The sequence below is a fragment of the Mesorhizobium loti CJ3sym genome (assembly GCF_000472785.1).
In the GTDB taxonomy this organism is placed as follows: domain Bacteria; phylum Pseudomonadota; class Alphaproteobacteria; order Rhizobiales; family Rhizobiaceae; genus Mesorhizobium; species Mesorhizobium loti_E.
This window is the reverse complement of sequence record NZ_AXAL01000012.1, coordinates 15,161-39,546: the sequence shown is the minus strand read 5'-3', so window position 1 is coordinate 39,546 and position 24,386 is coordinate 15,161. Positions and strand designations below refer to the sequence as shown.

Annotated in this window: 21 protein-coding genes; 9 read left to right on the top strand and 12 right to left on the bottom strand. The window is 62.2% G+C overall.

What is annotated here, in order from left to right:
• Window positions 1-136 precede the first annotated feature (136 nt).
• The 8 genes from A3A9_RS0117825 to A3A9_RS0117790 all read left to right on the top strand — a co-directional run bounded on the left by A3A9_RS0117825 (window position 137) and on the right by A3A9_RS0117790 (window position 8,807).
• Window positions 137-1,087 (top strand): carbohydrate ABC transporter permease, encoded by a 951-nt coding sequence (locus tag A3A9_RS0117825; RefSeq protein ID WP_027059987.1) that lies wholly within the window; start codon window positions 137-139, stop codon window positions 1,085-1,087.
• Window positions 1,084-2,043 carry a carbohydrate ABC transporter permease gene (locus A3A9_RS0117820; RefSeq protein ID WP_027059986.1) on the top strand — a complete coding sequence of 320 codons (960 nt, stop codon included), beginning with the start codon at window positions 1,084-1,086 and terminating at the stop codon, window positions 2,041-2,043. The genes A3A9_RS0117825 and A3A9_RS0117820 overlap by 4 nt, the downstream gene beginning before the upstream one ends.
• Window positions 2,044-2,063: 20 nt before the next feature.
• Window positions 2,064-3,179 (top strand): ABC transporter ATP-binding protein, encoded by a 1,116-nt coding sequence (locus tag A3A9_RS0117815; protein WP_027059985.1) that lies wholly within the window; start codon window positions 2,064-2,066, stop codon window positions 3,177-3,179.
• An 88-nt stretch (window positions 3,180-3,267) separates the two neighbouring features.
• Window positions 3,268-4,770 carry a GMC oxidoreductase gene (locus A3A9_RS0117810; RefSeq protein ID WP_027059984.1) on the top strand — a complete coding sequence of 501 codons (1,503 nt, stop codon included), beginning with the start codon at window positions 3,268-3,270 and terminating at the stop codon, window positions 4,768-4,770.
• On the top strand, window positions 4,767-5,528 hold the full coding sequence (locus A3A9_RS0117805; protein ID WP_027059983.1) for a 3-ketoacyl-ACP reductase: 762 nt from the start codon (window positions 4,767-4,769) through the stop codon (window positions 5,526-5,528). The genes A3A9_RS0117810 and A3A9_RS0117805 overlap by 4 nt, the downstream gene beginning before the upstream one ends.
• 11 nt (window positions 5,529-5,539) lie before the next feature.
• Complete coding sequence (locus tag A3A9_RS0117800) at window positions 5,540-7,168, top strand: GMC family oxidoreductase (RefSeq protein ID WP_027059982.1); 1,629 nt, start codon at window positions 5,540-5,542, stop codon at window positions 7,166-7,168.
• Window positions 7,169-7,181: 13 nt separating this feature from the next.
• The gene (locus A3A9_RS0117795; protein ID WP_027059981.1) at window positions 7,182-7,499 is read left to right on the top strand and encodes a Dabb family protein; all 318 of its coding nucleotides are present in this window, start codon (window positions 7,182-7,184) and stop codon (window positions 7,497-7,499) included.
• Between the two features lie 90 nt (window positions 7,500-7,589).
• Window positions 7,590-8,807, top strand: a complete 1,218-nt coding sequence (locus tag A3A9_RS0117790; RefSeq protein WP_027059980.1) for an MFS transporter — start codon at window positions 7,590-7,592, stop codon at window positions 8,805-8,807.
• A gap of 79 nt (window positions 8,808-8,886) precedes the next feature.
• Here the strand turns inward: A3A9_RS0117790 and A3A9_RS0117785 are convergent, their stop codons facing one another.
• The 12 genes from A3A9_RS0117785 to A3A9_RS0117730 form a co-directional block, all read right to left on the bottom strand.
• Window positions 8,887-9,732 carry an EamA family transporter gene (locus A3A9_RS0117785; RefSeq protein WP_027059979.1) on the bottom strand — a complete coding sequence of 282 codons (846 nt, stop codon included), beginning with the start codon at window positions 9,730-9,732 and terminating at the stop codon, window positions 8,887-8,889.
• A gap of 7 nt (window positions 9,733-9,739) precedes the next feature.
• Window positions 9,740-10,648: an endonuclease/exonuclease/phosphatase family protein gene (locus A3A9_RS0117780; RefSeq protein WP_027059978.1), complete on the bottom strand. Its 909-nt coding sequence runs from the start codon at window positions 10,646-10,648 to the stop codon at window positions 9,740-9,742.
• A gap of 207 nt (window positions 10,649-10,855) precedes the next feature.
• Window positions 10,856-12,409 (bottom strand): cation:proton antiporter, encoded by a 1,554-nt coding sequence (locus A3A9_RS0117775; RefSeq protein WP_027059977.1) that lies wholly within the window; start codon window positions 12,407-12,409, stop codon window positions 10,856-10,858.
• Between the two features lie 83 nt (window positions 12,410-12,492).
• Window positions 12,493-13,557, bottom strand: a complete 1,065-nt coding sequence (locus A3A9_RS0117770) for an ABC transporter ATP-binding protein (RefSeq protein WP_027059976.1) — start codon at window positions 13,555-13,557, stop codon at window positions 12,493-12,495.
• A 16-nt stretch (window positions 13,558-13,573) separates the two neighbouring features.
• Window positions 13,574-14,365, bottom strand: a complete 792-nt coding sequence (locus A3A9_RS0117765; protein ID WP_027059975.1) for an ABC transporter permease — start codon at window positions 14,363-14,365, stop codon at window positions 13,574-13,576.
• On the bottom strand, window positions 14,362-15,351 hold the full coding sequence (locus A3A9_RS0117760) for an ABC transporter permease (RefSeq protein ID WP_033838653.1): 990 nt from the start codon (window positions 15,349-15,351) through the stop codon (window positions 14,362-14,364). Before A3A9_RS0117760 ends, A3A9_RS0117765 begins: the two co-directional genes overlap by 4 nt.
• A gap of 79 nt (window positions 15,352-15,430) precedes the next feature.
• On the bottom strand, window positions 15,431-16,537 hold the full coding sequence (locus A3A9_RS0117755; RefSeq protein WP_027059973.1) for an ABC transporter substrate-binding protein: 1,107 nt from the start codon (window positions 16,535-16,537) through the stop codon (window positions 15,431-15,433).
• Between the two features lie 243 nt (window positions 16,538-16,780).
• Complete coding sequence (locus tag A3A9_RS0117750) at window positions 16,781-17,953, bottom strand: iron-containing alcohol dehydrogenase (RefSeq protein ID WP_027059972.1); 1,173 nt, start codon at window positions 17,951-17,953, stop codon at window positions 16,781-16,783.
• A gap of 17 nt (window positions 17,954-17,970) precedes the next feature.
• Window positions 17,971-19,359 (bottom strand): aldehyde dehydrogenase family protein, encoded by a 1,389-nt coding sequence (locus tag A3A9_RS0117745; RefSeq protein ID WP_027059971.1) that lies wholly within the window; start codon window positions 19,357-19,359, stop codon window positions 17,971-17,973.
• Window positions 19,360-19,446: 87 nt separating this feature from the next.
• Window positions 19,447-20,817 carry a glutamine synthetase family protein gene (locus tag A3A9_RS0117740; protein ID WP_027059970.1) on the bottom strand — a complete coding sequence of 457 codons (1,371 nt, stop codon included), beginning with the start codon at window positions 20,815-20,817 and terminating at the stop codon, window positions 19,447-19,449.
• Window positions 20,818-20,915: 98 nt separating this feature from the next.
• Window positions 20,916-22,457, bottom strand: a complete 1,542-nt coding sequence (locus A3A9_RS0117735; RefSeq protein ID WP_027059969.1) for an amino acid permease — start codon at window positions 22,455-22,457, stop codon at window positions 20,916-20,918.
• A 22-nt stretch (window positions 22,458-22,479) separates the two neighbouring features.
• A complete protein-coding gene (locus tag A3A9_RS0117730; protein ID WP_027059968.1) occupies window positions 22,480-23,298 on the bottom strand; it encodes an N-formylglutamate amidohydrolase in 819 nt (272 codons plus the stop codon).
• 136 nt (window positions 23,299-23,434) lie between these two features.
• Here A3A9_RS0117730 and A3A9_RS0117725 point away from each other — a divergent pair, with 136 nt between their 5' ends.
• Window positions 23,435-24,262 (top strand): MurR/RpiR family transcriptional regulator, encoded by an 828-nt coding sequence (locus A3A9_RS0117725; RefSeq protein ID WP_027059967.1) that lies wholly within the window; start codon window positions 23,435-23,437, stop codon window positions 24,260-24,262.
• The last annotated feature ends 124 nt before the right edge of the window (window positions 24,263-24,386 follow it).

Here is a 24,386-nt window from a genome sequence, read left to right as displayed (position 1 = left end):
CTTCCCCGCTTCGGCGGGGAAGGTTCTCACCCCACGATTGGCCGGCTTGAACACTATGCCGACCGAAGCCCCGTATGCACGGGCCGCCTTGCCGCCTGACGGCAGAGCACGGACGACCCGAAACGGGAGGAGCCTCATGAGCAGTGTAGCGACAACACAGATCAAGCTGACGCCGGAGCGGCCGCGCGCTTCGACGCGCGCGCGCCTGCAGGATGCCTTGCCTAAGATCGTGCTGGCGCCGAGCTTCGCCATCACCATCGTCTTCGTCTACGGCTTCATCCTGTGGACGATCTATCTGTCCTTCACCAATTCCAAGACCTTCCCGTCCTATGTCATCACCGGCTCGCGCGCCTATCAGCGGCTGTGGGGCTGGACCTTCGACAGCGACCCACCATCGAGCTGGTACACGTCGATCACCAACATGGGCATATTCGGCTTTCTCTACATCGGCATCTGCCTGGCGCTAGGCCTTTTCCTGGCCATCCTGCTCGACCAGAAGATCCGCGGCGAAGGCGTGCTGCGGCCGATCTATCTCTACCCGATGGCGCTGTCCTTCATCGTCACCGGCGTCGCCTGGAAATGGTTCCTCGATCCCGGCCTCGGCCTCGAGCAGACCTTGCATCAGTGGGGTTGGACGAGCTTCCATTTCGACTGGATCAAGAACAAGGATTTCGTCATCTACACGGTTGTCATCGCCGGCGTCTGGCAAGCCTCCGGCTTCATCATGGCGATGTTCCTGGCCGGCCTGCGCGGCATTGACGGCGAGATCATGAAGGCGGCGCAGATCGATGGCGCCACCACCTTCCAGCTCTATCGCCGCATCGTCATCCCGCTGCTGCGGCCAATCTTCCTGTCAGCCTTCATCGTGCTCGCGCACCTCGCCATCAAGTCCTACGATCTGGTGGTTGCGTTGACCTCCGGCGGCCCCGGCGGCTCAGCCTGGCTGCCGTCCAACTTCATGTATGAGTACACCTTCAAGCGCAACGAAATGGCCGTCGGCTCGGCTAGTGCGGTGATCATGCTGATGACCATCGTCGCCATCATCGTGCCCTATCTCTATTCGGAACTGCGGGAGAAGCCGCGATGAGCGCTGTCGCCACCCCTGCCCGCCCCACTGCTTCCCGGCAAAACTCAAGCGGCATCAACACCAGGATCGTCAACCGCATCGTCATCTACGGGTTGCTGGCGCTGTTTGCGGTGTTCTACCTGATGCCGCTGTTCGTCATGCTGGTCACCTCGTTCAAGACCATGGACGAGATCCAGAATGGCAACATGCTCTCCCTGCCCAAGGCGCCTACCTTCGACCCGTGGCTGAAGGCCTGGGGCGAGACCTGCGTCGGCCTCACCTGCGCCGGCATCAAGGGCTATTTCTGGAACTCCATCAAGATGGTGGTTCCGGCGGTACTGATCTCCACCATGCTCGGCGCGCTCAACGGCTACGTGCTGACCAAATGGCGCTTTCGCGGTGCAACGCTGGTGTTCGGCCTGATGCTGTTTGCCTGCTTCATTCCGTTCCAGTCGGTGCTGCTGCCGATGGCCACCATCCTTGGCAGCCTTGGCCGTTTCGGCGTGACCCTGCAGAATGACGTGGGAACCAGCTTCGGCCTAGGCAATCCGACGGTCAATCTCGTCTTCGTCCACGTCGTCTATGGCCTCGGCTTCACCACTTTGTTCTTCCGCAACTATTACGAAGCGTTCCCTACCGAGCTGATCAAGGCCGCCCAGGTCGACGGTGCCTCCTTCTTCCAGATATTCCGCCGCATCATGCTGCCGAACTCGATGCCGATCTTCGTGGTCACCGTCATCTACCAGTTCACCAACATCTGGAACGACTTCCTGTTCGCCTCGGCCTATGCCGGCACCGGCGACGCGATGCCGATGACGGTGGCGCTCAACAACGTCGTCAACACCTCGACTGGCGTCGTCGAATACAACGTCAACATGGCGGCCGCGATGATCGCGGCTCTGCCCACCCTGATCGTCTATGTCGTCGCCGGCCGCTATTTCGTGCGCGGGCTGATGGCGGGCGCGGTCAAGGGCTGACCAATTCAGAAGGAACGACCATGGCTTTTCTGGAAATTGATGGGCTGAAGAAGCGCTTCGGGAATGTCGAGATCCTGAAGGGCATCGATGTCGAGCTCGAAAAGGGCGGCTTCCTGGTGCTGGTCGGCCCCTCCGGCTGCGGCAAGTCCACCTTGCTCAACACCATCGCCGGCCTGGAGCAGATCACCGAGGGCGAGATCCGCGTCGACGGTCGCGCCATCAACGATCTGCACCCTTCCAAGCGCGACATCGCCATGGTGTTCCAGAGCTATGCGCTCTATCCGAACATGACGGTGGCCGGTAACATTTCTTTCGGCATGGAGATGCGCGGCGTGCCGGCCGACGAGCGCCAGAAGGCGATCGACAAGGTGGCCAAGGTACTGCAGATCGGCCACTTGCTGAAGCGCAAGCCGAGCCAGCTCTCCGGCGGCCAGCGCCAGCGCGTCGCAATGGGCCGGGCGCTGGTGCGCGACCCCAAACTGTTCCTGTTCGACGAGCCTTTGTCCAACCTCGACGCCAAGTTGCGTGTCGACATGCGCATCGAGATCAAGCGCCTGCATGCCACGACAGGCACCACCATCGTCTACGTCACCCACGACCAGATCGAGGCGATGACGCTGGCGACCAAGATCGCCGTCATGCGTGACGGCGAGGTGCAGCAGTTCGGCACGCCGGCCGAGATCTACAACAACCCGACCAACCTGTTCGTCGCCGACTTCATGGGCTCGCCGGCCATGAACCTGATCCCGGCGACCATCGCCACATCGGGCAATGCGCTGTCCGTCGTGCTGCAGCGTGAGGCACGCGAGCCGATCACGCTGCCGATGGCAAACGCGCCGGCGGGCCTCTCGGCATTCCAGGGCAAGCCGATCATCTTCGGCGTACGCCCGGAAGCGCTGACCGATCCGGAAGGTGCTGAACGCAACGCATCCAACATCGCCACCGCCGAGCTGCACATCGAAGTCGTCGAGCCGGCCGGCTCCGATACTTTCGCTGTCACCAATCTCGGCGGCAAGGGTGTGGTGGCGCGGCTGCGCGCCGATGCCAACATCCAGCCGGGCACCAACACGCCGCTCGCCTTCAACCTGACCAAGGCGGTGTTCTTCGATCCGGCGACTGAAAACCGCATCCGCTAATGTATGTCGCCCAAAAATGGATCCGGTTTTGGGGCAACGACATGCATCAAAACAAAAACCTAAAGCGCGTCAGGACGCGATTTAGGCCATGACAAATCCGGACATCGTTATCATCGGCTCCGGCATCGGCGGCTCGACAATCGCCTCCGGTCTGGCCGGCAGCGGCGCCTCGATCCTGATGCTAGAGCGCGGCGAGCCCTTGCCGGCAACACCGCATGCGCGCGACACGCGCTCCATCTTTGTCGACGGCCACTACCGGCCAAAGGAGATGTGGCGCGAGGCCGGGGGGGCTGCCTTTAATCCCGGCAATTACTACTATGTCGGCGGCAATTCGAAATTCTACGGCGCGGTGCTGATCCGCTACCGCAAGGAAGATTTTGCCGCCATGGAGCACTTCGGCGGCGTCTCGCCGGCATGGCCGTTTTCCTACGACGAATTCGAGCCCTGGTATTCCCGGGCCGAGCAGTTGTTTCGCGTGCGCGGCACACTGGGCGAGGACCCGACCGAACCCTTCCACTCGATTCCCTATGCCTATAAGCCGGTGCCCGACGAGGCGCCGATCGCGCGTGCCCGTGCCGAACTCAAAGGCCTCGGCCTGCATCCGGCCTCGCTGCCGCTCGGCGTCGACATCGACACCTGGCTGAAGGAGGGCAAGACCGGTTGGGACGCTTTCCCGAACACCGGCCAGGGAAAGATGGACGCCCAGACGGCACCGCTGGCGGTGGCGCTCAAGGACCCCAACATCCGGCTTGAGACCGGCTGCTACGTCGAGTATCTCGAAACATCGCCAGACGGCAAAACCATATCAGCCATCCACTACCGCCAGAATGGCGAGGCAAAGACAGTCGCGCCGAAGCTGGTCATCCTGTCCGCCGGCGCGGTCAATTCCGCCGTCATCCTGCTGCGTTCGCCTTCAGCGGATGGCAAGGGCCTCGCCAACCGCTCCGACCAGGTCGGCCGCAATTTCATGAACCACAATTCGAGCGCCATGCTGGCGATCGATCCGCGCCGCAGGAACACATCCGTCTACCAGAAGACGCTGATGCTAAACGACTATTACCTCACCGACGGCAAGGGCGGCAAACCGCTGGGCAATGTCCAGCTGCTCGGTAAGGTCGACGGCAACATGCTCAAGGCCAATGTGAAGACGATGCCGAAATTCGCGCTCGATTACATGGCCGGCCACGCCGTCGACTGGTATCTGATGTGCGAGGATCTGCCAGATCCCGAAAGCCGCATCATGGTCGACGGCAAGGACATCGTCATGCAGTGGCGGCGCTCCAACATGCAGTCGCTCGACGGCCTGACCAAGGTGATGCGCGAAAACTTCCGCGCCTGCGGTTATCCCATCGTATTGTCGCGCCCCTTCGACAAGCGCACGCCCTCGCATCAGTGTGGCACGGTCAAGATGGGCGACGATCCCGCGATCGCGCCGCTCGATCCGTTCTGCCGCGCCTTCGACCACCCGAACCTGTTCGTCGTCGACGGCAGCTTTTTGCCGAATTCGGCTGCTGTGAACCCGGCACTCTCGATCGCGGCCCAGGCGCTTCGTGTCGCCGAGCATATCCGCCGGACGGATCTAACCGCATGACCCGCCCCTCCGCCATAGTAACTGGCGGCGCCCGCGGCATCGGGCTTGCCTGTGCCGAGGCGCTGGCCGATGCCGGCTTCGACATTCTGGTCGCCGACCTTGCCGAACAAGCGCCGGATGGGCTTTCCACCAACCTCAGCACTCGTGGCGCGAAATTCGCCTATATCACCTGTGACATTGCCAACCTCGACAGCCACGCCGCGCTTGTCGACACCGCCATGCGCGCCTTCGGCCGCATCGACTGTCTCGTCAACAATGCCGGCGTCGGCGCCGTCGTGCGCGGCGACCTGCTGGAACTCACGCCCGAAAACTTCGACCGCACGCTGGGCATCAACCTGCGCGGAACGGTGTTTCTCAGCCAGGCCGTCGCCAAGGCGATGCTGGCCACACCGGGTGGTCACCCGAAATCGATCATCGCTGTCACTTCGGTCAGCGCCGAGATGGCCTCGCCGGAGCGCTCCGAATACTGCATCTCGAAGGCCGGGCTCTCCATGTGGGTGAAGAACCTGGCGCTCAGGCTCGCCCCGGAAAACATCGGCGTGTTCGAGCTTCGGCCGGGCATCATCCGCACCGACATGACGGCGGGCGTAACCGCCAAATACGATGCATTGATCGGCAACGGCCTGGTGCCGGCCAAACGCTGGGGCGAGGCATCGGACATCGGCGCCGTGGTGGCGACGCTCGCAGCCGGCAAGCTCGCCTTTTCGACCGGCTCGATCATCAATGTCGACGGCGCGCTCTCCGTGCCGCGGCTGTAAGTGGAAACGACATGACCGACTACATCATCGTTGGCGCCGGCCCGGCCGGCTGTGTTCTGGCCAACCGGCTGAGCGAGGACCCCGGTAATTCGGTGCTGCTGCTCGAAGCCGGCGGCAAGGACTGGCATCCCTACATCCACATGCCGGCGGGCTTCGCCAAGATGACCAAGGGCATTGCGTCCTGGGGCTGGTCGACCGTGCCGCAGAGAAACATGAAGGACCGCGTCTTCTGGTACACGCAGGCCAAGGTTGTCGGCGGCGGCTCCTCCATCAACGCCCAGATCTACACGCGCGGCAATGCCCGCGACTATGACGCCTGGGAGAAGGAAGAGGGCCTCGCCGGCTGGGGCTATCGCGACGTGCTGCCCTATTTCAAGCGCGCCGAAAACAACCAGCGCTACGCCAACGATTTCCACGGCGACCAGGGCCCGCTCGGCGTCTCCAACCCGATCGCGCCGTTGCCGATCTGCGAAGCCTATTTCCGCGCCGGCCAGGAGATGGGCATTCCCTTCAATCCGGACTTCAACGGCGCTGCCCAGGAAGGCGTCGGCTACTACCAGTTGACGCAAAAGGATGCCCGGCGCTCCTCGGCTTCGGTCGCCTATCTCAAGCCGATCCGTGCGCGCAAGAACCTGACCGTCAGGACCGATGTGCTGGTGACCCGCATCGTCGTCGAGAAGGGCCGCGCGATCGGCGTCGAGATCGCCGACAGGCCAGGCGGTCAGACAAAAATCCTGCGCGCCGAGCGCGAGGTGATTGTCTCGTCCGGCGCCATCGGCTCACCTAAGCTTTTGATGCAGTCGGGCATCGGCCCGGCCGATCATCTGAAATCGGTCGGCGTCACGCCGGTGCATGACCTGCCCGGCGTCGGCTCCAACATGCAGGACCATCTCGATCTGTTCGTCATCGCCGAATGCACTGGCGACCACACCTATGACAATTACGCCAAGCTGCACCGCACGGCGTGGGCGGGCCTGCAATATCTGCTGCTCAAGAAGGGGCCGGTGGCCTCAAGCCTGTTCGAAACCGGTGGCTTCTGGTACGCCGACCCGACTGCCGCCTCGCCCGACATCCAGTTCCATCTCGGCCTCGGTTCCGGCATCGAGGCCGGCGTCGAGAAGCTGAACAATCCGGGCGTCACCTTGAACTCGGCCTTCCTGCGCCCGCGCTCGCGCGGCACTGTGCGACTGAGAAGCGCCGACCCCGCCGACCATCCGCTGATCGATCCCAACTACTGGTCCGACCCTTATGACCGCGCCATGTCGATCAAGGGCCTGCGGCTGGCGCGCGAGATCATGCGGCAGAAGGCGCTTGCCCCCTACGTGCTGCGCGAAGTCCTGCCTGGCCCGCCGCTTGCCAGCGATGACGAGCTGTTCGACTACGCCTGCCACAGTTCCAAGACCGATCATCACCCGGTCGGCACCTGCCGCATGGGCCATGACGCCATGGCCGTGGTGACGCCGGATCTGCGGCTGCGCGGCATCGAGGGGCTGCGGGTCTGCGACGCCTCGGTGATGCCGCGCGTGCCTTCCTCCAACACCAATGCGCCGACCATCATGGTTGGCGAAAAGGGTGCTGACATCATCCTCGGCCGCGAGCCGCTGCCGCCGGCGGTGTTCTCAGGAAACCGGGCCGCTTGAAGGGAATATGAAGATGATCAGGCACTGTGTGTTCGTGAAATTCCGAAACGATGTCGGCACCGGAGAACGCAAGGCGATACACGCCGACCTCGAGGCGCTGCGGCAGGTGATCGACGGCATGGACACCGTCCACTTCAGCACCAATGTCAGCCCCGAACCCTTCGCACGCGGCTTCACATGTGGCTTCACCATCGATTTCCGCGACGCCGCCGCCCGCGATGCCTATCTGGTGCACGAGGCGCATCAGCGTGCCGGCGCCCGGCTGGTCGCCGCGCTTGAAGGCGGCACCGACGGATTGATGGTCTTCGACCTCGATCTTACGAAAAAGTGACCGCCGGTCTTTCGAAAGCCGACTGATAACTGTTCTCTTTTGCCAATAGGGCGACATATCGTTCCTTTGGGGGAACCAAAGGAGGACGCCTTGAATCTCACTGCCGAGCAGAAGAAAACCGTTCTGGCCTCATTCCTGGGCTGGACACTCGATGCTTTTGATTTCTTCCTTCTGACATTCCTGCTCACCGATATTGCGAGTGAGTTCCAGACAGATGTTCCGGCAGTCTCCAAGGCACTGTTCCTGACCTTGGCGACACGCTTTATCGGCGCGTTCTTCTTTGGCATGCTCGCCGACAAATATGGGCGCAAGCCGATCCTCATGCTCAACATCGTCAGCTATTCGGTGATCGGCGCGCTGGCCGCCTTCTCGCCCAATCTCGGCATCTTCCTGGCGTTGCGCGCTCTGTTCGGCATCGCCATGGGCGGCGAATGGGGGCTCGGCAGTTCGCTCGCCATGGAGTCCGTCCCGCCCAGCGCGCGCGGCCTGGTCTCGGGCATCCTGCAATGCGGCTATCCGGCCGGCTATCTCCTGGCGGCGGTGGTCTATGGCCTGCTCTATCAGCAGACGATCGGCGGCTACACGATCGGCTGGCGCGCCATGTTCCTGCTTTCCTTCGTGCCGGCGCTGATCGTGCTCTTCATCCGCTCGCACGTGCCGGAATCACCCGCCTTCGTCGAGGCGCAGAAGGCACCCAGGCCTGGCCTGCTGGAAACGCTTCAGAAGAACTGGGGCGTCGCGCTTTATGCGGTCGTGCTGATGATGTTCTTCAACTTCTTCAGCCACGGCACGCAGGACCTCTACCCGACCTTCCTGAAGAAGCAGCATGGCTTCGATCCGCACACAGTGAGCTGGATCACCATCGTTGCCAATCTCGGCGCCATCGCGGGCGGCCTGACCTTTGGCGCACTGTCCGAGAAGATCGGCCGCGTCAACGCCATCACCCTGGCGTGCATTGTCGCCCTGCCGGCGATTCCGCTGTGGGCCTACAGTTCCACGCCGTTCATGCTCGCCATCGGCGCCTTCGTCATGCAGGTCGCGGTGCAGGGCGCCTGGGGCGTCATCCCCGTGCACCTCAACGAACTTTCGCCCGGTTCGGTGCGCGCGACCTTGCCCGGCTTCATCTATCAGGCCGGCAATCTCGCCGCATCCTATGGCGGTCCGTATCAGGCGGGAATCGCGGAGGCACCCGGGGGCAGCTACGGCTACGCGCTGGCGCTTTTTGCCGGCGTGGTCGCCGTCTGCATCATCGTCGTCATCCGCTTCAGTCCGGAACGGCGCGGCCAAGTGATGACTGTGCTGAGTTAGGCGCGGCGCTTTCCCTTGGGAATTGCGTCAGAACAAAGAGTTAGAGCGGTTCGCCGTTTCCGTGAAACGGTGAACTGCTCTAACCCATCCGGAGTGCGATAACACCGGCAACAATGCTTAGCGCGGCCGCGCCGCGCCAGCCTGTCATCTTCTCGCCAAGCGCGAAGACCGAGATCACCATGGCGAACAGGATCGAGGTCTCGCGCAGCGAGGCGACCGAGGCGATCGGCGCCTTGGTCATCGCCCACATCACGATCCAGTAGGCCGCACCGCTGAGCACGCCGGTGAATATGCCGGTCTTCCAGCTGCTGGCCAGCACCGGCAGGGCCTTTGGTCCCCGGAAGATCAGGCACAGCACCAGGGCTCCCATGGCATCGCAGACGAACAGCCATGCCGCATAGCTCTGCGCGGTGGCGGCAAGCCTGGCGCCGCTGCCGTCCGACAGTGTGTAGCTGGCGATGAACACCGAGGTGCCGAAGGCAAAGCCGACCGCGCGCAGATTGAGCTTCTCCAGATGCGCGCCACCGCGAAATGACATCACCAGCGTGCCGGCGGACAGCAGGAGAATGCCGAGGATGGCAAACGGCCCAGGCACCTCGGCAACAACGAATATGCCACCCAATGCCGCAAGCAGCGGGGCGGTGCCGCGCGCCAGCGGGTAGGTCTGCGCGAAATCGCCAGCCTTGTAGGCGCCGATCAGGAATGTCCTGTAGCCGATATGGAAGATCACCGAGGCGATGATGTAAGGCCACACCCCCGACCTGGGCACTTCGACGAAAGGCAGCGCCAGGAGCGCGGCCGCGCCCATGCCGAGCGTCATCAGCGTGATCGACATGAAACGGTCGAGATGCACCTTGACCAGCGCGTTCCAGATCGCGTGCATGGCAGCGGCGGCAAGCACCGCGAAGAAGACGAAAAGCGTCATTTCAGGCTTATCGACCTCCCGAGCCAAGCGGCGTTTCGAGATCGATGTCGACCCGGACCGGGAAGTGATCGGACGCCACCTCGCTTATATCAGATCCGACCGAGCGCACGCGGCCCGCAAACATGCCGCCGACGAAACAATGGTCGAGCCGGCGCTTTGCCAGTCTGCCGTCGATGATCTTCTCGTGGGTGTGGAAGTCATCAGTCGGTTCGCTGGCAACGGCGGCGGCATCGACGAAGCCGTCGAGATAGGCGGCACCCCGATGATAGGGCGTGCTGCCGGTGATGCGGTGATATTCGGCGCTGCCCGGCTCCATGTTGAAATCGCCCATCCAGATCGCCGCCAGCGGATTTTCCGGCTCGGCTTCGCCGCTGGTCCAGTTGCGCGAAGGCTCGTCATCGGTGCCGCTCCACGGCCCGCCATCGGAGGGCGCCCGGCGATGCTCGGCCAGGAGATAGTCGATCTGCTCCAGCCGCTCTTCGGCCGCGATGTGGGCGAGATGCAGCGAGACGATCCGCACCGGGCCGGCCGGCGTGCGGATCATGCATTCCAGTGCCGCATTGCGGGTGTTGAGCGGCCGCAGCGTGCGGCGCATTGGCAGCGCATGCAGCCGCGACCAGACGATCGGTGATTTCGACAAGACCATGGTGCCGAACTGCCGGCGCCGGTTGACCAGGCAGCCGTCCCGCCGCTCGCTGGCATCCATGTCGAAGGCCGGACCGTAGACCCAGTGATAGTCCGGCAGCAGGCGAGAAAGCTGTTCCGGCTGGTCGTCGAAATTGCTGCGCTGCCAGTTCCGCTCGACTTCCTGCAGCGCAATGATATCGGCGCCGTCAACGATGCGCGCGGCGCGCGAAAGATCGTAGCGGCCATCGCTGCCGAACCCGTACTGGATGTTGTAGCTGACCAGCTTCATTGCTTATCCGGCTCACTTTCGGTGATGGCAGTAGCGGTTCGGTGGATTGGTTGCAATGTGCAGGAGAATGGAAGCGGCTTGTGCCAGAAGCGGCCTTGCTGCGCGATCATGCACCGATTCCGGACCGCATCGGTATCCTTCGCGCGCCGGGAAACGCCGCGAGGCGTCTCATGAGCGCTGGCGGCTCAGCTGTGACGATAAACCGTCCTAGTAGGTCGTCAGCGGCTGAAAACTCCCGGCCGGCGACGCCGCCAGCTCTGACCAATCGATCTCTTCCTCCAACCGGTGATAAGCCTCGTCGCCGATCGTGCCGTTGCGGCGCAGTTCCTCGAGCGTGTCGCGCTGGCGGTTGATGGCGTAGAGGCGCAGCCGGTCGTATTCGGTTGCGGCTTGAGCGTCCTCGGGGTTTTCGGCAATCACGCGCTGAGCCTCGTACTGCTCACGCACGACAGAAGCCGCCGCGGACGTCTTGCGGCTCAGCACGTCGAGTGCTGCCTGCATGATGGCCACGCGCGCCTGTGCCACCTCGCGATCGATGGTCGTATCCCGCGGGAAGTTGAGTATCCGCAGCAAAGGCTTCAGCGTCATCCCTTGCAGCACCAGCGTGCCCAGAACCACAGCGAAGGCGGCAAGCACGATCGGATCGCGGCCGGGAAAGCCCGCCGGCAGGGCAATGGCCACCACCAGCGTCACCAGCCCCCGCATGCCGCACCAGCCGACGAGCACGGCGCCGCCAAACGTCGGCACGTCCTGCCTTCTGTCTTCGCTGCCGAAGCGGGCAAACCACCGTATGATCGCAACGTAACTTGCCACCCAGACAAGGCGTGCCACGATGACGACGACCAGCACTGTCGCGGCGAAGAGAAAGGCCTGGCCTTGCCCTTCCCCGGCAAGCCGGCCGACGATCGATCGCGCTTGCAGGCCCATCAGCACGAAGGCCAGCACGTTGAGCACGAAAACCACAGATTCCCACACCGAATAGGTGCTGACACGGCGTCTTGCCGACATGCGGCGCGGCGCCCTGCGCGCGATCGTCATGGCATAGACGACAATGGTGATGATGGCCGAAAGGCCGAGCTTGTCGGCGATGATCCAGACCGCGAATGTTCCCGCGAACTGCACCACCGTGCTGCTCGCCGCATCCTCGATCCGGGTGAGCGTCAGCAGCGACAAGCGGCCAAACAGATAACCCGCGACCAGGCTGCCTATCGTAGCCAGCAGGATCGTCGGAATGGCGTTGCTCAGCATGATCGTGCCGAGCGCCGCCGAAACCGCCAGCCGGTAGATCAGGAGTGCGGTGGCATCGTTGAGCAGGCTCTCGCCCTGCAGGATGGCGGTGATGCGGTGCGGCACCTTGAATTGCCCAAGCACCGCACTTGCCGCAACCGCATCCGGCGGCGCGACGATGGCGCCGAGCGCGATCGCCGCCGCGATCGGCAGACCGCCCATCTTCCAGCCAACGAAGGCAACCACCGCGGTGGTGAAGACCACGGCGCCAAGCGCCAGCAGCAGCAGCGCCAGCCGATAGCGCTTGAGATCGCGCAGCGACGTGTCATAGGCGGCATCGAGAAGCACCGGCGCGATGAACAGGGCAAGCGCCAGTTCCGGATCGATCTCGATCATCGGCGCGCCAGGCACGAAGGCAATCGCCACCCCGGCTAAGGCCAGCAGGGACGGATAAGGTATCTCAAGCCGCCGCGACAGCGCCGTCAGCGCGACGGCAGCCAGAAGCAGGACAAGGGTAAGTTCAAAAAGGGCCATGGCTCATCGTAGCGATGGAACAAGCCGATTGGCAGTGCCAAAGTCACGATGATCAGCAGTTACGTGACGCCCTGTGGCAACGCCTAATGTAGTACCAGCATGTCGTCCGACGAGAACGAAATCTCGGCCTTTTCGCCGACAGCCGGTGGCGGCGTGGCTGGGCTGTTGAACGTGTCGAGCGACACCGTGTTGCCGCCGATGCCGACGCGAACGCGGATGACCGAGCCGAGGAAATGCACTTCCGAGATTTCGCCGGACAGGCTGGAATCGCGACCGGGCTGGCGACCGAGCGAAATGGCTTCCGGACGCAGCGCCAGCGACAAAGTATCGCCGGACTTCGAACCGTTGAGCTTGCCCTTCAGCGAGACCTGTTCGGAATTGACCCGCACCGTGCCCGCCGCCGCGTCGGTGACAGTGCCTTCCAGCACATTCAGCGTACCGACGAAATTGGCGACGAATTTGGTCGACGGCCGGTTGTAGATCTCGAACGGCGTGCCAACCTGCTCCGCCTTGCCGCCATACATGACGGCGATGCGGTCGGAGATCGACAGCGCTTCTTCCTGATCGTGCGTGACGAAGATGGTGGTGATGCCGAGCTTCTTCTGGATCGAACGGATTTCCTCACGCAAAGACACGCGCACCTTTGCATCGAGCGCCGACAGCGGTTCGTCGAGCAGAAGCAGCTTCGGCTTCGGCGCAATGGCGCGGGCGAGCGCGATGCGCTGCTGCTGGCCGCCCGAGAGCTGGTAGGGGTAGCGGTCAGCCATCTGCGGCAGCTTGATAATACCCAGCATCTCGGCGACGCGGGCGTCGATGTCCGCCTTGGGCATGCCGGCGACCTTCAGGCCGAAACCAATGTTCTGCGCCACGGTCAGGTTCGGAAACAGCGCATAGGCCTGGAACACCATGCCGACATTGCGCTGATTGGGCTTCAGCCGTGTGATGTCCTTGCCACCAACGACGATCTTGCCAGCGCTCGGCTCCTCAAAGCCCGCGACCATGCGCAACACCGTTGTCTTGCCGCAGCCGGATGGTCCGAGGAAAGAGACGAATTCACCACGTTCGACGTCGAGATTGAAATCCTCCACCACCGTGGTGGTGCCGAAGGACTTTCGAACGTGCTGGATGGAGAGGAACGGGTCTGCCATGGTGTTGTTCTTTCGATCAGTTCGGGCGGTTCGCCGATTTCGGCGCGAAACGGGACAGGATCTGTATGAGCGACATGCAACCCCAGGTAATGGCGAAAGCAATGATGGCAAGCGCTGCCGGCTCATAGGCGCGGTTGGCGCCGATGTTCTGCAGATACGGGCCGAAGGCCGGCCGGTTGAGCAGGCTTGCCATGGTGAATTCACCAATGACAATCGCGAAGGTCAGGAACGCACCCGACAACACCGCGATCAACACATTGGGCAGGATAACACGGGTGACGATCGTCCCCCAGCCGGCGCCGAGAATCTGCGCTGCTTCCGTCAGCGTGCGCACGTCGATGGTGCGAAGTCCAGTATCCACCGCGCGGTACATATAGGGCAACGACAGTGTGGCGTAGCCGATGACCAACAAGGCATTGGTGCCCGTGTCGGTTGCCAGGAACGGCAATGGCGAGTTCGAGCCATACATTCTGATGTATCCGAAGACGATGACGATGGCCGGGATGACCAGCGGCAGCAAGGTGATGAACTCGACGATGGGGCGCAGCTGCGGCAGGCGCAGCCGGATCCAGTAGGCGGCGGGCACCACGATCAGCACGCCGAGAATGATGGTGAAAACGGCTGCAAGCACCGAATAGCCGAATGTCGCCTGGAAGCGTGCGTCGCCCAGCACGACCTTGTAGGCATCAAAGGAATAGGCACCGCGCCGCATACGCATAGAAAACTCCACCGTCGCGATCAGCGGGATGAAGAAATAGGCCGCGCCCAGCGCGAAGACGAACCAGGCCCAGAACCTTCCAGCCTTCATTTGAGCCACCTCTCGGAACGGGTGCGGAACCAGATGTAGAAGACATTGGCGAGACCCGTAATCAGGATCATGCCGAAGGCGATTGCATAGCCTAGGTGGGCATTGTGCAGCACGTCGCCACGAATCTGGGCGTAAAGCACGATGGGAATGATGTTGAGAGACGAACCGGTCAGCGCATAGGCGGTGGCGATGGCGCCAAAGGCATTGGCGAACAACAGGATCACGGTGCCGAGGAAGCTTGGCCAGATCACCGGAATGACCACCATTCGCCAGTACTGAGACATGGTCGCACCCAGCGTTGCGGCAGCCTCGCCCCATTCCTTCTTCAGCCCATCGATGGCCGGAACGATGATCACCACCATCAGCGGAATCTGGAAATAGACATAGGTCAGCGTCAGGCCCCAGAACGACAGGATGTTGAAGCCGTGTGCGTAGATGTTGAGGCCGAACAGGGTGTTCAGAATGACCGTCGCAAGACCGAGTCGGCCAAGAGTGGCGAGGAAGGCGAAGGCCAGCGGCACACCGGCAAAATTCGAGGCGACGCCGGAGAACGTCAGTGTCGCAGAGCGTATCCAGTCTGGCAGGCCGCCACGCACGATGGCAATGGCAATCGCGAGCCCCGCGAAAGCGCCAATCAGCGACGAAGCAAGGCTGATCTTGATCGATATCCAGTAGGCCGCGAGAATGCTTGGCAGCTGGCAGTTGCCATCAACCCAGGAAGTCCATGAGTCGTACTGGCACTGCATATAGTTCTTCAAATTCGGCGGGTCGAAGATGCCCACGATGTTGTTGAAAGTGAATTGGCCAGCATCGTTCTGGAATGCGCCCAGCATCAGGTAGAGCGTGGGCAGGATCAGGAACATGATGGCGAAGATGAAGAATGGCGCAACGCCGAGCCACTGGGTCGGCAGCTTCATGCTGCGCGCCTCGGCGGGAGGAGCGGTCTTCCCGGAAACAGCGTGGTCGGACATTGAGATATCGGTCATGCGCCGGCTACCGTCTTCGAGAGAACGACTTCGAGAGAAAAACCGGGTGGCCGTGAAGCCACCCGGTGAATTTCAACTGTTACTTGACGTTGGCGCCGACAACGGCGTCCCAGTTCTTGGTGATGGCTTCCTTGGCCTTGCCCTGCTCGTCGAGCGTCGGGAACACCGCGGCCGCATAGGACTCAGCCGGCGGCAGCTTGGCCAGCACGTCCGCCGGGATCTTGCCGTTCTTGGCGAGATCGTTGAAGCGGATCGGGTGACAATAGCCCTTTAGCCAGGCGATCTGGCCTTCGTCGGAATAGAGGTATTCCAGCCAGAGCTTGGCTGCGTTCGGGTGCGGCGCGTAGGCGCTGATTGCCTGCACGTAGACACCGGCAACGACACCTGTCTTCGGCACGACGACGTCGACGGGCGGGTTGCCCTTCAGCGTGTCGCGGCCGGCGAGCGCGTTGTAGTCCCAGGTAACGAGGATCGGGGTCTGGCCCTGCGCCAGCGTCGCAGCCTTGCCGATGACCGGCACGAAATTGCCAGCGGCGTTGAGCTTCTTGAAGAAGTCGAGGCCAGCGGTGCCGGCGGCTTCACCAGCAGCCGCACCCGACGACAGACCAGCGGCATATACCGCCTGGATGGCCTGGTTCGAAGCGCGCGGATCCCCGGCAAGAGCGACCGAGTTGGCGAATTCCGGCTTCAGCAGGTCGGCCCAGTCCGTCGGCGATACCTTCACCAGGTCCTTGTTCACCTGGAAGGAAAGCACACCGTAATAATCGCCCGTCCAGAAGCCGTCGGCATCCTTGGCGGTGTCGGGGATCGAGTCCCAGGTCGACACCTTGTAAGCTTGGATCAGGCCGTCCTTCTTTGCGGACGGACCGAAGGACAGGCCGACGTCGATAACGTCGGGAGCCTGCGGGCCCTTGTTGTCCTTGTTGGCCTTGATCGCCTCGACCTCGTCGCCGGAGCCGGCATCGGGGTTGAGCTCGTTGATAGTGATTTCCGGATACTTCGCCTTGAAGCCGGCGATGACATCGCCGTAGCCGCACCAGTCATGCGGAAGCGCGATGGTCGTGAGCTGGCCTTCGGCCTTGGCGGCCTTGACGAGATCATCCAGCGAAGCCGCGGACGAAATCACCGACGACACCATCAGGGTCGCGGCCGAAAGGGAAAGTACTTTCCCCGTGAATTTGAACATGTGTTCTCTCCGTTGAACTGACGCCGTTGGACGCCTGCGATCCGGTATCGTTTTCATGTGACAGCCAGATGAAAGCTTTATGAAACCGGGTGCTCGCAGTACGAAAAAGTAAACTCTTTTTAACCGGTTGTAGCAATCGCCACGCGATTCTTTTTCCGGCTAACTAGTTTCTGCCTTGCCCGTCATCCCTCCCCCTTGGTTTTCTACCCCTTTTTCAAATCAATTTCCTGCGCCGAAAACGCCTCACACCGTGCCGGCGATGGCGTTTTCGAGCAAGGTCAGCGCCGCCTTCTTGGTCAGCTTGACCGGGTTGCCGCCAGCGGTCGGATCGACCACCGCCATGTCGGCGATCAGCGCCTTGCGCTTCTTGTCCATGTCGAGCCCCTTGATCAGGCCCGGCAGCGCGTGCGGCACCTTCAATTCCTTGCGCAGCTTGATGATCGCCTTCGCGAAGCCGTCGAAGCCACCCTTGATGCCGCAATAGGCGGCGAGCCGGGCGATACGCTCCTCGATGGAGTCACGGTTGAAGGCGAGCACATAGGGCATGAACACGGCGTTGGTCATGCCGTGATGGGTGTCATAGAGCGCGCCTATCGGATGCGACAGCGAGTGGATGGCGCCCAGCCCCTTCTGGAAGGCGGTGGCGCCCATGGCGGCCGCGCTCATCATATGGGCGCGCGCGACAAGATCCTTGCCGTTAGCATAGGCCTTGGGCAGGTTTTCGAACACCAGGCGGACACCTTCGACCGCGATACCGTCAGCCATCGGATGATAGCCCGGCGCGCAATAGGCTTCGAGGCAATGGGCGAGCGCATCCATGCCGGTGCCGGCGGTGATGAAGCTTGGCATGCCAACCGACAGCTCCGGGTCGGCAATCACGATCGCTGGCAGCAGCTTCGGATGGAAGATGACCTTCTTGGTATGCGTCTCCTCATTCGTAATGACGCCGGCTCGGCCGACTTCCGATCCGGTGCCGGCCGTGGTCGGCACGGCGATGATGGGCGCGATCACATCGGAATTGGCGCGCGTCCACCAGTCGTCGACATCCTCGAAATCCCACACCGGCCGCGTCTGTCCGGCCTGGAAGGCGATCAGCTTGCCGAGATCGAGCGCCGAGCCGCCGCCGAAGGCGATGACACCGTCATGCTTACCTTTCTTGAATACGGCAATGCCGGCGGTGAGGTTGGACTCGACCGGGTTCGGCCTGACTTCGGAGAAGACACCGTAGGGAACCTTCGCATCGTCAAGAATCTTCAGCGTCGAGGCGACGACCGGCAGTTTTGCCAGGCCCGGATCGGTGACGAACAAAGGCCGCTTGATGCCGGTCGCCGCCAGCACCTCGGGCAATTCCTTGATGCGCCCGGCGCCGAAGCGGACGGTGGTGGGGTAGTTCCATTTGGAGATCAGCTTGGACATGTGTTGTCTTTCAAAAATCAGATGGCTTCGCGCAGGTGGAAGGATTTTGGCCGGGTCAGATTGTCGTAGCCGATGGCCGACAGCCCCGCGCCCTTGCCGGTGTCCTTGACGCCGGTCCAGACCAGCGCCGGATCGAGATAGTCGCAGCGGTTCATGAACACCGTGCCGGTCTCGATGCGATTGCCGATCGCCACCGCGTGCTCGGTATCGCGCGTCCAGATCGAGGCCGTCAGACCGTATTGGCTGTCGTTCATCAGCGCGATCGCCTCTTCGTCATTGCGCACCTTCATGATGCCGACGATCGGGCCAAAGCTTTCCTCGCGCATGACGCTCATCTGGTGATCGACGCTGGTCAGCACCTCAGGCGCCAGGTAGGGCGAGCCGGCCTTGTCGTTAGCCACCTTCATGTTGATATGCGCCACCGCACCCTTGCGCAGCGCTTCGGCCTTCTGCTCGCGGATCAGGTCGGCAAAGCGCGCCTGCGCCATCGGTCCCATCGTCGTCGCCTGGTCCAGCGGATTGCCAACGACATAATTCTTCGTCTCGGCGATGAAGCCCTCGATGAACTCGTCATAGACCTTCTCGTGCACATAGACGCGCTCGATGCCGCAGCAGCACTGGCCGGAATTGTAGAAGGCGCCGTCGACCAGGTTGGCAACCGCGTGATCCAGCTTGGCGTCGGGCAGCACATAGGCCGGATCCTTGCCGCCAAGTTCGAGGCCGAGCGTCATGAAGGTGCCGGCCGCGGCCCTTTCAATGGCACGGCCGCCGCCGACCGAACCGGTGAAGTTGACATGGTCGATCTTGCCCGAGCCGAGCAGCTTCTCGGTCTGGGCATGGTTGAGCACGACATTGTGGAACACGCCCTTGGGCAGGCCGACCTTGTCGAAGGCCTGTTGAAACCGCTCGCCGACCAGCAGCGTCTGCGCCGCATGTTTCAGGATGACGGCATTGCCGGCCATCAGCGCCGGCACGATGGTGTTGACGGCAGTCAGATAAGGATAGTTCCACGGCGCGATCACCATGACGACGCCGAGCGGATCCTTCTTCACATAGCGGCGGAAGCCATCCTTGGGATTGGAGGCCGGCACGGACTTCAGCGCAGCTTCAGCGATCTCGACCATGTAAGTGGTGCGTTCCCTGACGCCGCCGAACTCGCCGCCATAGCGAACCGGACGCCCCATCTGCCAGGCGATCTCCGGCACGATCTCGTCTGATATGGCGTCCAGCGCTTCGAGCATCGCCAGCATGTACTTGCCGCGCTCGACGATCGGCACCTGCGCCCACTTTTCCTGCGCTGCCTTGGCGCGCTCGACCGCGGCGTTGATCGCCTGGTCGGTTGCCACGGGCCGCTCGGCATAGATCGAACCATCGATGGGAGTTATCAACTTGACCGTTTCGGTCATTCCTTCAGTCCTCGCACTTCATGAAATCTTGATTTTGACGTCGCCCGCCATTCCGGCGATGGCCAAGGCGGGCAACGCCGATATAGCTTAATACCGCTCGAAACCTCTGTGCAGTTCCCAATCCGTAATGCGGCGGTCGTATTCGAACTGCTCCCACTTGGCGGTGTGGACGTAGTGTTCGAGTACGTCCTCGCCGAGTGCCTCTTTCAGCATCTTCGACTTGGCCAGGGTCTCGGTGGCGTCGCGCAGCGTCTTCGGGATCTCCGGCAATCGAGATGCCTGATAGGCATCGCCGACGAAGGGTTTCTGCAGTTCCAGCTTCTCATCGATGCCGGCAAGGCCGGCGGCGATCAGCGCGGCGAAGGCAAGGTAGGGGTTCAAGTCGGCGCCGCCGATGCGGCATTCCATGCGGATGCCCTTGGTGCCTTCACCGCACAGGCGGAAGCCGGCGGTGCGGTTGTCCTCGCTCCACATGATCTTGGTCGGCGCGAAGGTGCCGGCCTGGAAGCGCTTGTAGGAATTGATGTAGGGCGCCAGGAACCAGGTGAACTCTTTGGCGTATTTCAGCTGGCCCGCCCCCCATTGCTGGCCGAGCGTCGACAGCGTCCAGTCCGCCTTTTTGTCGAAGAACAGCGCCGTCTTGCCGTCGGCGCTCCACAGCGAATTGTGGATGTGGCTGGAATTGCCGGCGAGCCCGTAATTGTACTTCGACATGAATGAGATCGCCTTGCCTTCGGACTCGGCGATCTCCTTGGCGCCGTTCTTCAGGATCACGTGGCGGTCGGCCATGTCGAGCGCTTCGGCATAGCGCACATTGATCTCTTCCTGGCCTGGACCCCATTCGCCCTTGGAGTTCTCGATCGGAATACCGGCCGCTTCCATCTCGTTGCGAAGCCGGCGCATGACGCCTTCTTCCTTGGTGGTGATACCGATCTGGTAGTCGCCGATATAGGGCGAAGCGGTTTCGAGGCCCTGCCAGTGCTTTTTGCGGGCGGAATCGTAGGTCTCGTTGAACAGGTAGAATTCGAGCTCGGAAGCGAAATAACCGATATAGCCACGCTCGCTCAGCCGCTTGACCTGTTTCTTCAGGATGGCGCGCGGCGAATGCGGCAGGTCGTCATGGGTGTGGTGGTCGAGCACGTCGCAGATCACCAGCGCCGTCTTCTCCAGCCACGGAATACGACGCAGCGTCGCCAGATCCGGCTTCATGACGAAATCGCCATAGCCCTTCGACCAGCTCGCCGCCTTATAGCCGGGCACCGGCTCCATATCGATGTCGGCAGCCAACAGATAGTTGCAGCCATGCGTTTCGTCATGCGCGGAATCGACGAAATACTGCGCCAGGAAGCGTTTTCCCGCGAGCCGCCCCTGCATGTCGACGATGCAAGCCAGCACCGTGTCGATCTCACCGCTGGAGACCGCTTTCTTCAACTGATCGAATGAGAAATTTCCGGCCATTCCTTTGGCACTCCAGCGCTAGTCGTTTCGGACTTGTCAAATTGAACAGGAACAAAAAAGCCGTGGCGAGCGGGCCCGCCACGGCTTCGGCTTGTAGCTTAAGCAGATTCGCCGACAGCCTTTTCGGCCTCAGCAATGGTCGCCCTGCGCTTGGCGATTGCCGCCTCGCCAATGGGCGGCCCCTGGAAGCGCCGGTTTTCAACGGCGAACCACAAAACGACGAGCAGAACGATCAAACCGATCGCATAGTTGATCAGGATGTCGAAGGGCGGCTGGATGCCGGCATACATCAAGACCAGAACACCAAGCACGGTGATGACGGCGAACGGCTTTGACCAGATGCCGAGCCGGAACGGCCCGAATTCGGTCCAGCTCTTTCCTTCCGCAAGAAGGCCGGCTGCGATCGGCATGGCATAGGAGACATAGAGGAAGAGAGCGCAACCGGCTGCGAGCGCCGCGAAAGCCGGCGAATACAGTGTGGCGGCAATGGACAGCACGACGCCCAGCCAGATGGCCGGGACAGGCGTGCGCCAGGTCGGCGAAACCTGCTTCCACAGAGATGACCCCGGCAGGCCTCCGTCACGCGAAAAGGCGAAGATCATGCGCGAGGTCGAAGTGAGCCCGGCCAGCGCGCACAGATAGTTCGACAGCACGATGGCGATGCCGAGCAGAGCCTTGAGCCAGGTTGGCGCCGGTAGATTGTTGAACAGGTTGAACCAGGCATTGCCGCCGTCCTTGGCGGTCGCCACGAGATCGGGGCTGGCAAGGACGAAGGAGACCGCCATGATGAAACCGAAGACGAGAGACCACAGGACCGCGTGGATCATGCCTCTGGGCACAGCGACGCGGGCATTGTGCGTTTCCTCGGCGGTATGCGCCGAGGCGTCGAAGCCGGTGATGGTATAAAGCGGGTAGAGAAGGCCGATGAGGAAGGCCACAAGTGCGGTGCGGGCCGTCGGGACATAGGCACCACCGGCATCGCCGGTCGTGTTAACGAAAGTCGTCAGCCGCGCAAGATCAAAGCCATGCGCGCCCCAGATCAGGAAGGTCAGCGTCAGGACGACCGCAACAACGAGGATGAGGTAGCCGGAAAAGTCGGTCAACATCGTCGTCGTCTTGATGCCGAGATGATTGAAGAGGCCTTGGGTGACGGTAATCAGGACGACTGCCACCGTCTGCTGCCAGAAGCCCCATGCCGATGTGTCCCAACCGAAGATAGGACCCGCGACGAGCCCCTGAAACAGCAAGTAGACGCCGACATTCACCGAAGCGACAACGAAGATCAGGCCGAGCAAGTTGATCCAGGCAGTGGCCCAGCCCCAGCCGCGTCCGCCGAGGATCGACGACCAGTGATAGAGGCCGCCGGCTGTCGGATAGGCTGATCCAATCTGGCCGAGAGAAGCCGCGACCACGAGCGCAAAGACGCCGCCGATTACCCAGCCGATGGTCGCCTCGAAACCGCTGCCGGTGGCCATGGCCAGCGGGAATGACGTGATGCCGCCGGCCAGAATGCAGATGATCGAGAAGGAAATGGCGAAGTTGGAGAAGCCGCTCATGCGGCGAGACAATTCCTGGGCGTAGCCCATACTGTGAAGGATTTTTGTGTCCTCCGACTTGTCGGAGTGATCAGGTGTTGTCATTTCAGAATTCCCCTGTTGGTTCTTAGCTGGCCGATTGTGCTGACTTTCCGACTGCGCTTGATCGAGAGCCCCTGGCCTCCTCTGGCTCCAGATCCGAAAAAATGCCGGTGAGCAGATCCGCCCATTTCCGCTGCCCGGTCTCGCCGGAGATTTCATCGTTGCGAATTTCGATCATCGCGCAGGGCAGCCCGCGCGAGCGCGCATGCCGTTCCAGCGTGAAATAGACGCGGTCGGCTGGCGAATAGGGTTCGTTGATGCCGACGGTGATGCCGGCAAGCCGCTTGAGCGCCGATATCAGGGGTGACGCCAGCCGGTGGTCATCGTCATGAATGATGCCGATATGCCAGGGCCGGTTGCGCCCCTTGTAGACCGGGGTGAAGGAATGGACGGAAACCAGGCGGGTCTCCTGTCCCCGCGCCAGCCTGTCTTCGACAATTTGCTCGATGGCGCCGTGAAACGGCTGCCATGACAAAGCGATCCGTGCGGCGCGCTGTTTTTCCGACAGGCCGGTATTGCCCGGTATGGCTGTCGTTTCGCTGACCGGCGGCACCAGGTCCGGCGCATCGAGAGGCCGGTTGCAGTCGATGACGAGACGCGAAATGCGGGTTTCGACCAAGGTCGCATCGAGCGCCTGCGCCATGCGCGTTGCCACCGGCAGCGCGCCGGGATCCCAGGCGATGTGACGCAACAGGTCCTCGGCAGCAAGGCCGAGCGTGCCGAATTCGGCGGGCAGAAAATTGGAAGCGTGATCGCAGGTCAGCACGAAAGGGCTCGATCCGCCCGGGTTGGTCACCCTCACGGTATCGGACGATGCAAGGCTGGCGGGCCGTGCTTTCTCCATAGTCTGCGGTCCCCGGGGAGCGCTGTATCGTATGTTACGTATTTTGCCTCATTGCGTCCCTATGGATGATTTCATACAGTTTACCCGGCTTTGTCAAATGCGATCTCATGGGGCGGGCCAAGGGGTGGGGGAAAAGATGATTTCCAGCATTGCCGAACTGATCGCCGACCGCATCGGCACGATGCCGGCCAGCGAAAGGCGCGCGGCGCAGACGCTGATTGCCAGCTATCCGATGATCGGCCTGAAGACGGTCGCCGAATTCTCGACCGCGGCCGGCGTTTCTTCGCCGACGATCCTGCGCTTCGTGGCCCGGCTCGGCTTCCAGAACTATCCGGAATTCCAGTCGAGCCTGCAGGACGAACTGGCGGCACAGTTGCAGTCGCCGGCGATACGGACGCTCAACCCGCCCTCGCCCGGCGGCGGCACGGTCTCGCCGATGCTGGAAGCGACGCTCGACAATATGCGCGAGACCTTCCGTCACCTGTCCGACAAGCAGCTTGCCGACATCGCGGCACGGCTTGCCGAGCGGCGCGGCAAGACATTCCTGATCGGCGGCCGTTTTACCGACCCGCTGGCGCGTTACATGGCCGCCCATCTCGCCGTCATCCAGCCCGATGTCTTTCACCTCGCCGGCCAGGAGAGCATGTGGCGCGACCGGCTGATCGACATGGGCAAGCGCGACGTGCTGGTGATCTTCGACATCAGGCGCTACCAGGACAGTCTCATCCGCTTCGCCGAGAAGGCGCACCAGCGCGGCGTCCAGATCGTACTCTTCACCGACCAATGGCTGTCGCCAATCGCCCGCTTTGCCCGCCATGTCATCGCCGGGCGAACCGCAGTGCCGTCGGCATGGGATTCCTCGGCGGCACTTTTCGTCGTCGCCGAAACGCTGATCGGCGCCGTTACCAGGCAACTCGAGGCAGACGGCGCCCGGCGCATTCGCGAGATGGAAGGCCTTCGGTAAGCAGCCCCGCAAGGTCTCCCGCAGTCGCCCCAAGATCACTTCGCGATCACGTTACCGAGATTTAATGTGCACGATTGCGTGATAATTGCCATAAACCGATGATATCGGGGCTGTGGTGGCCGGT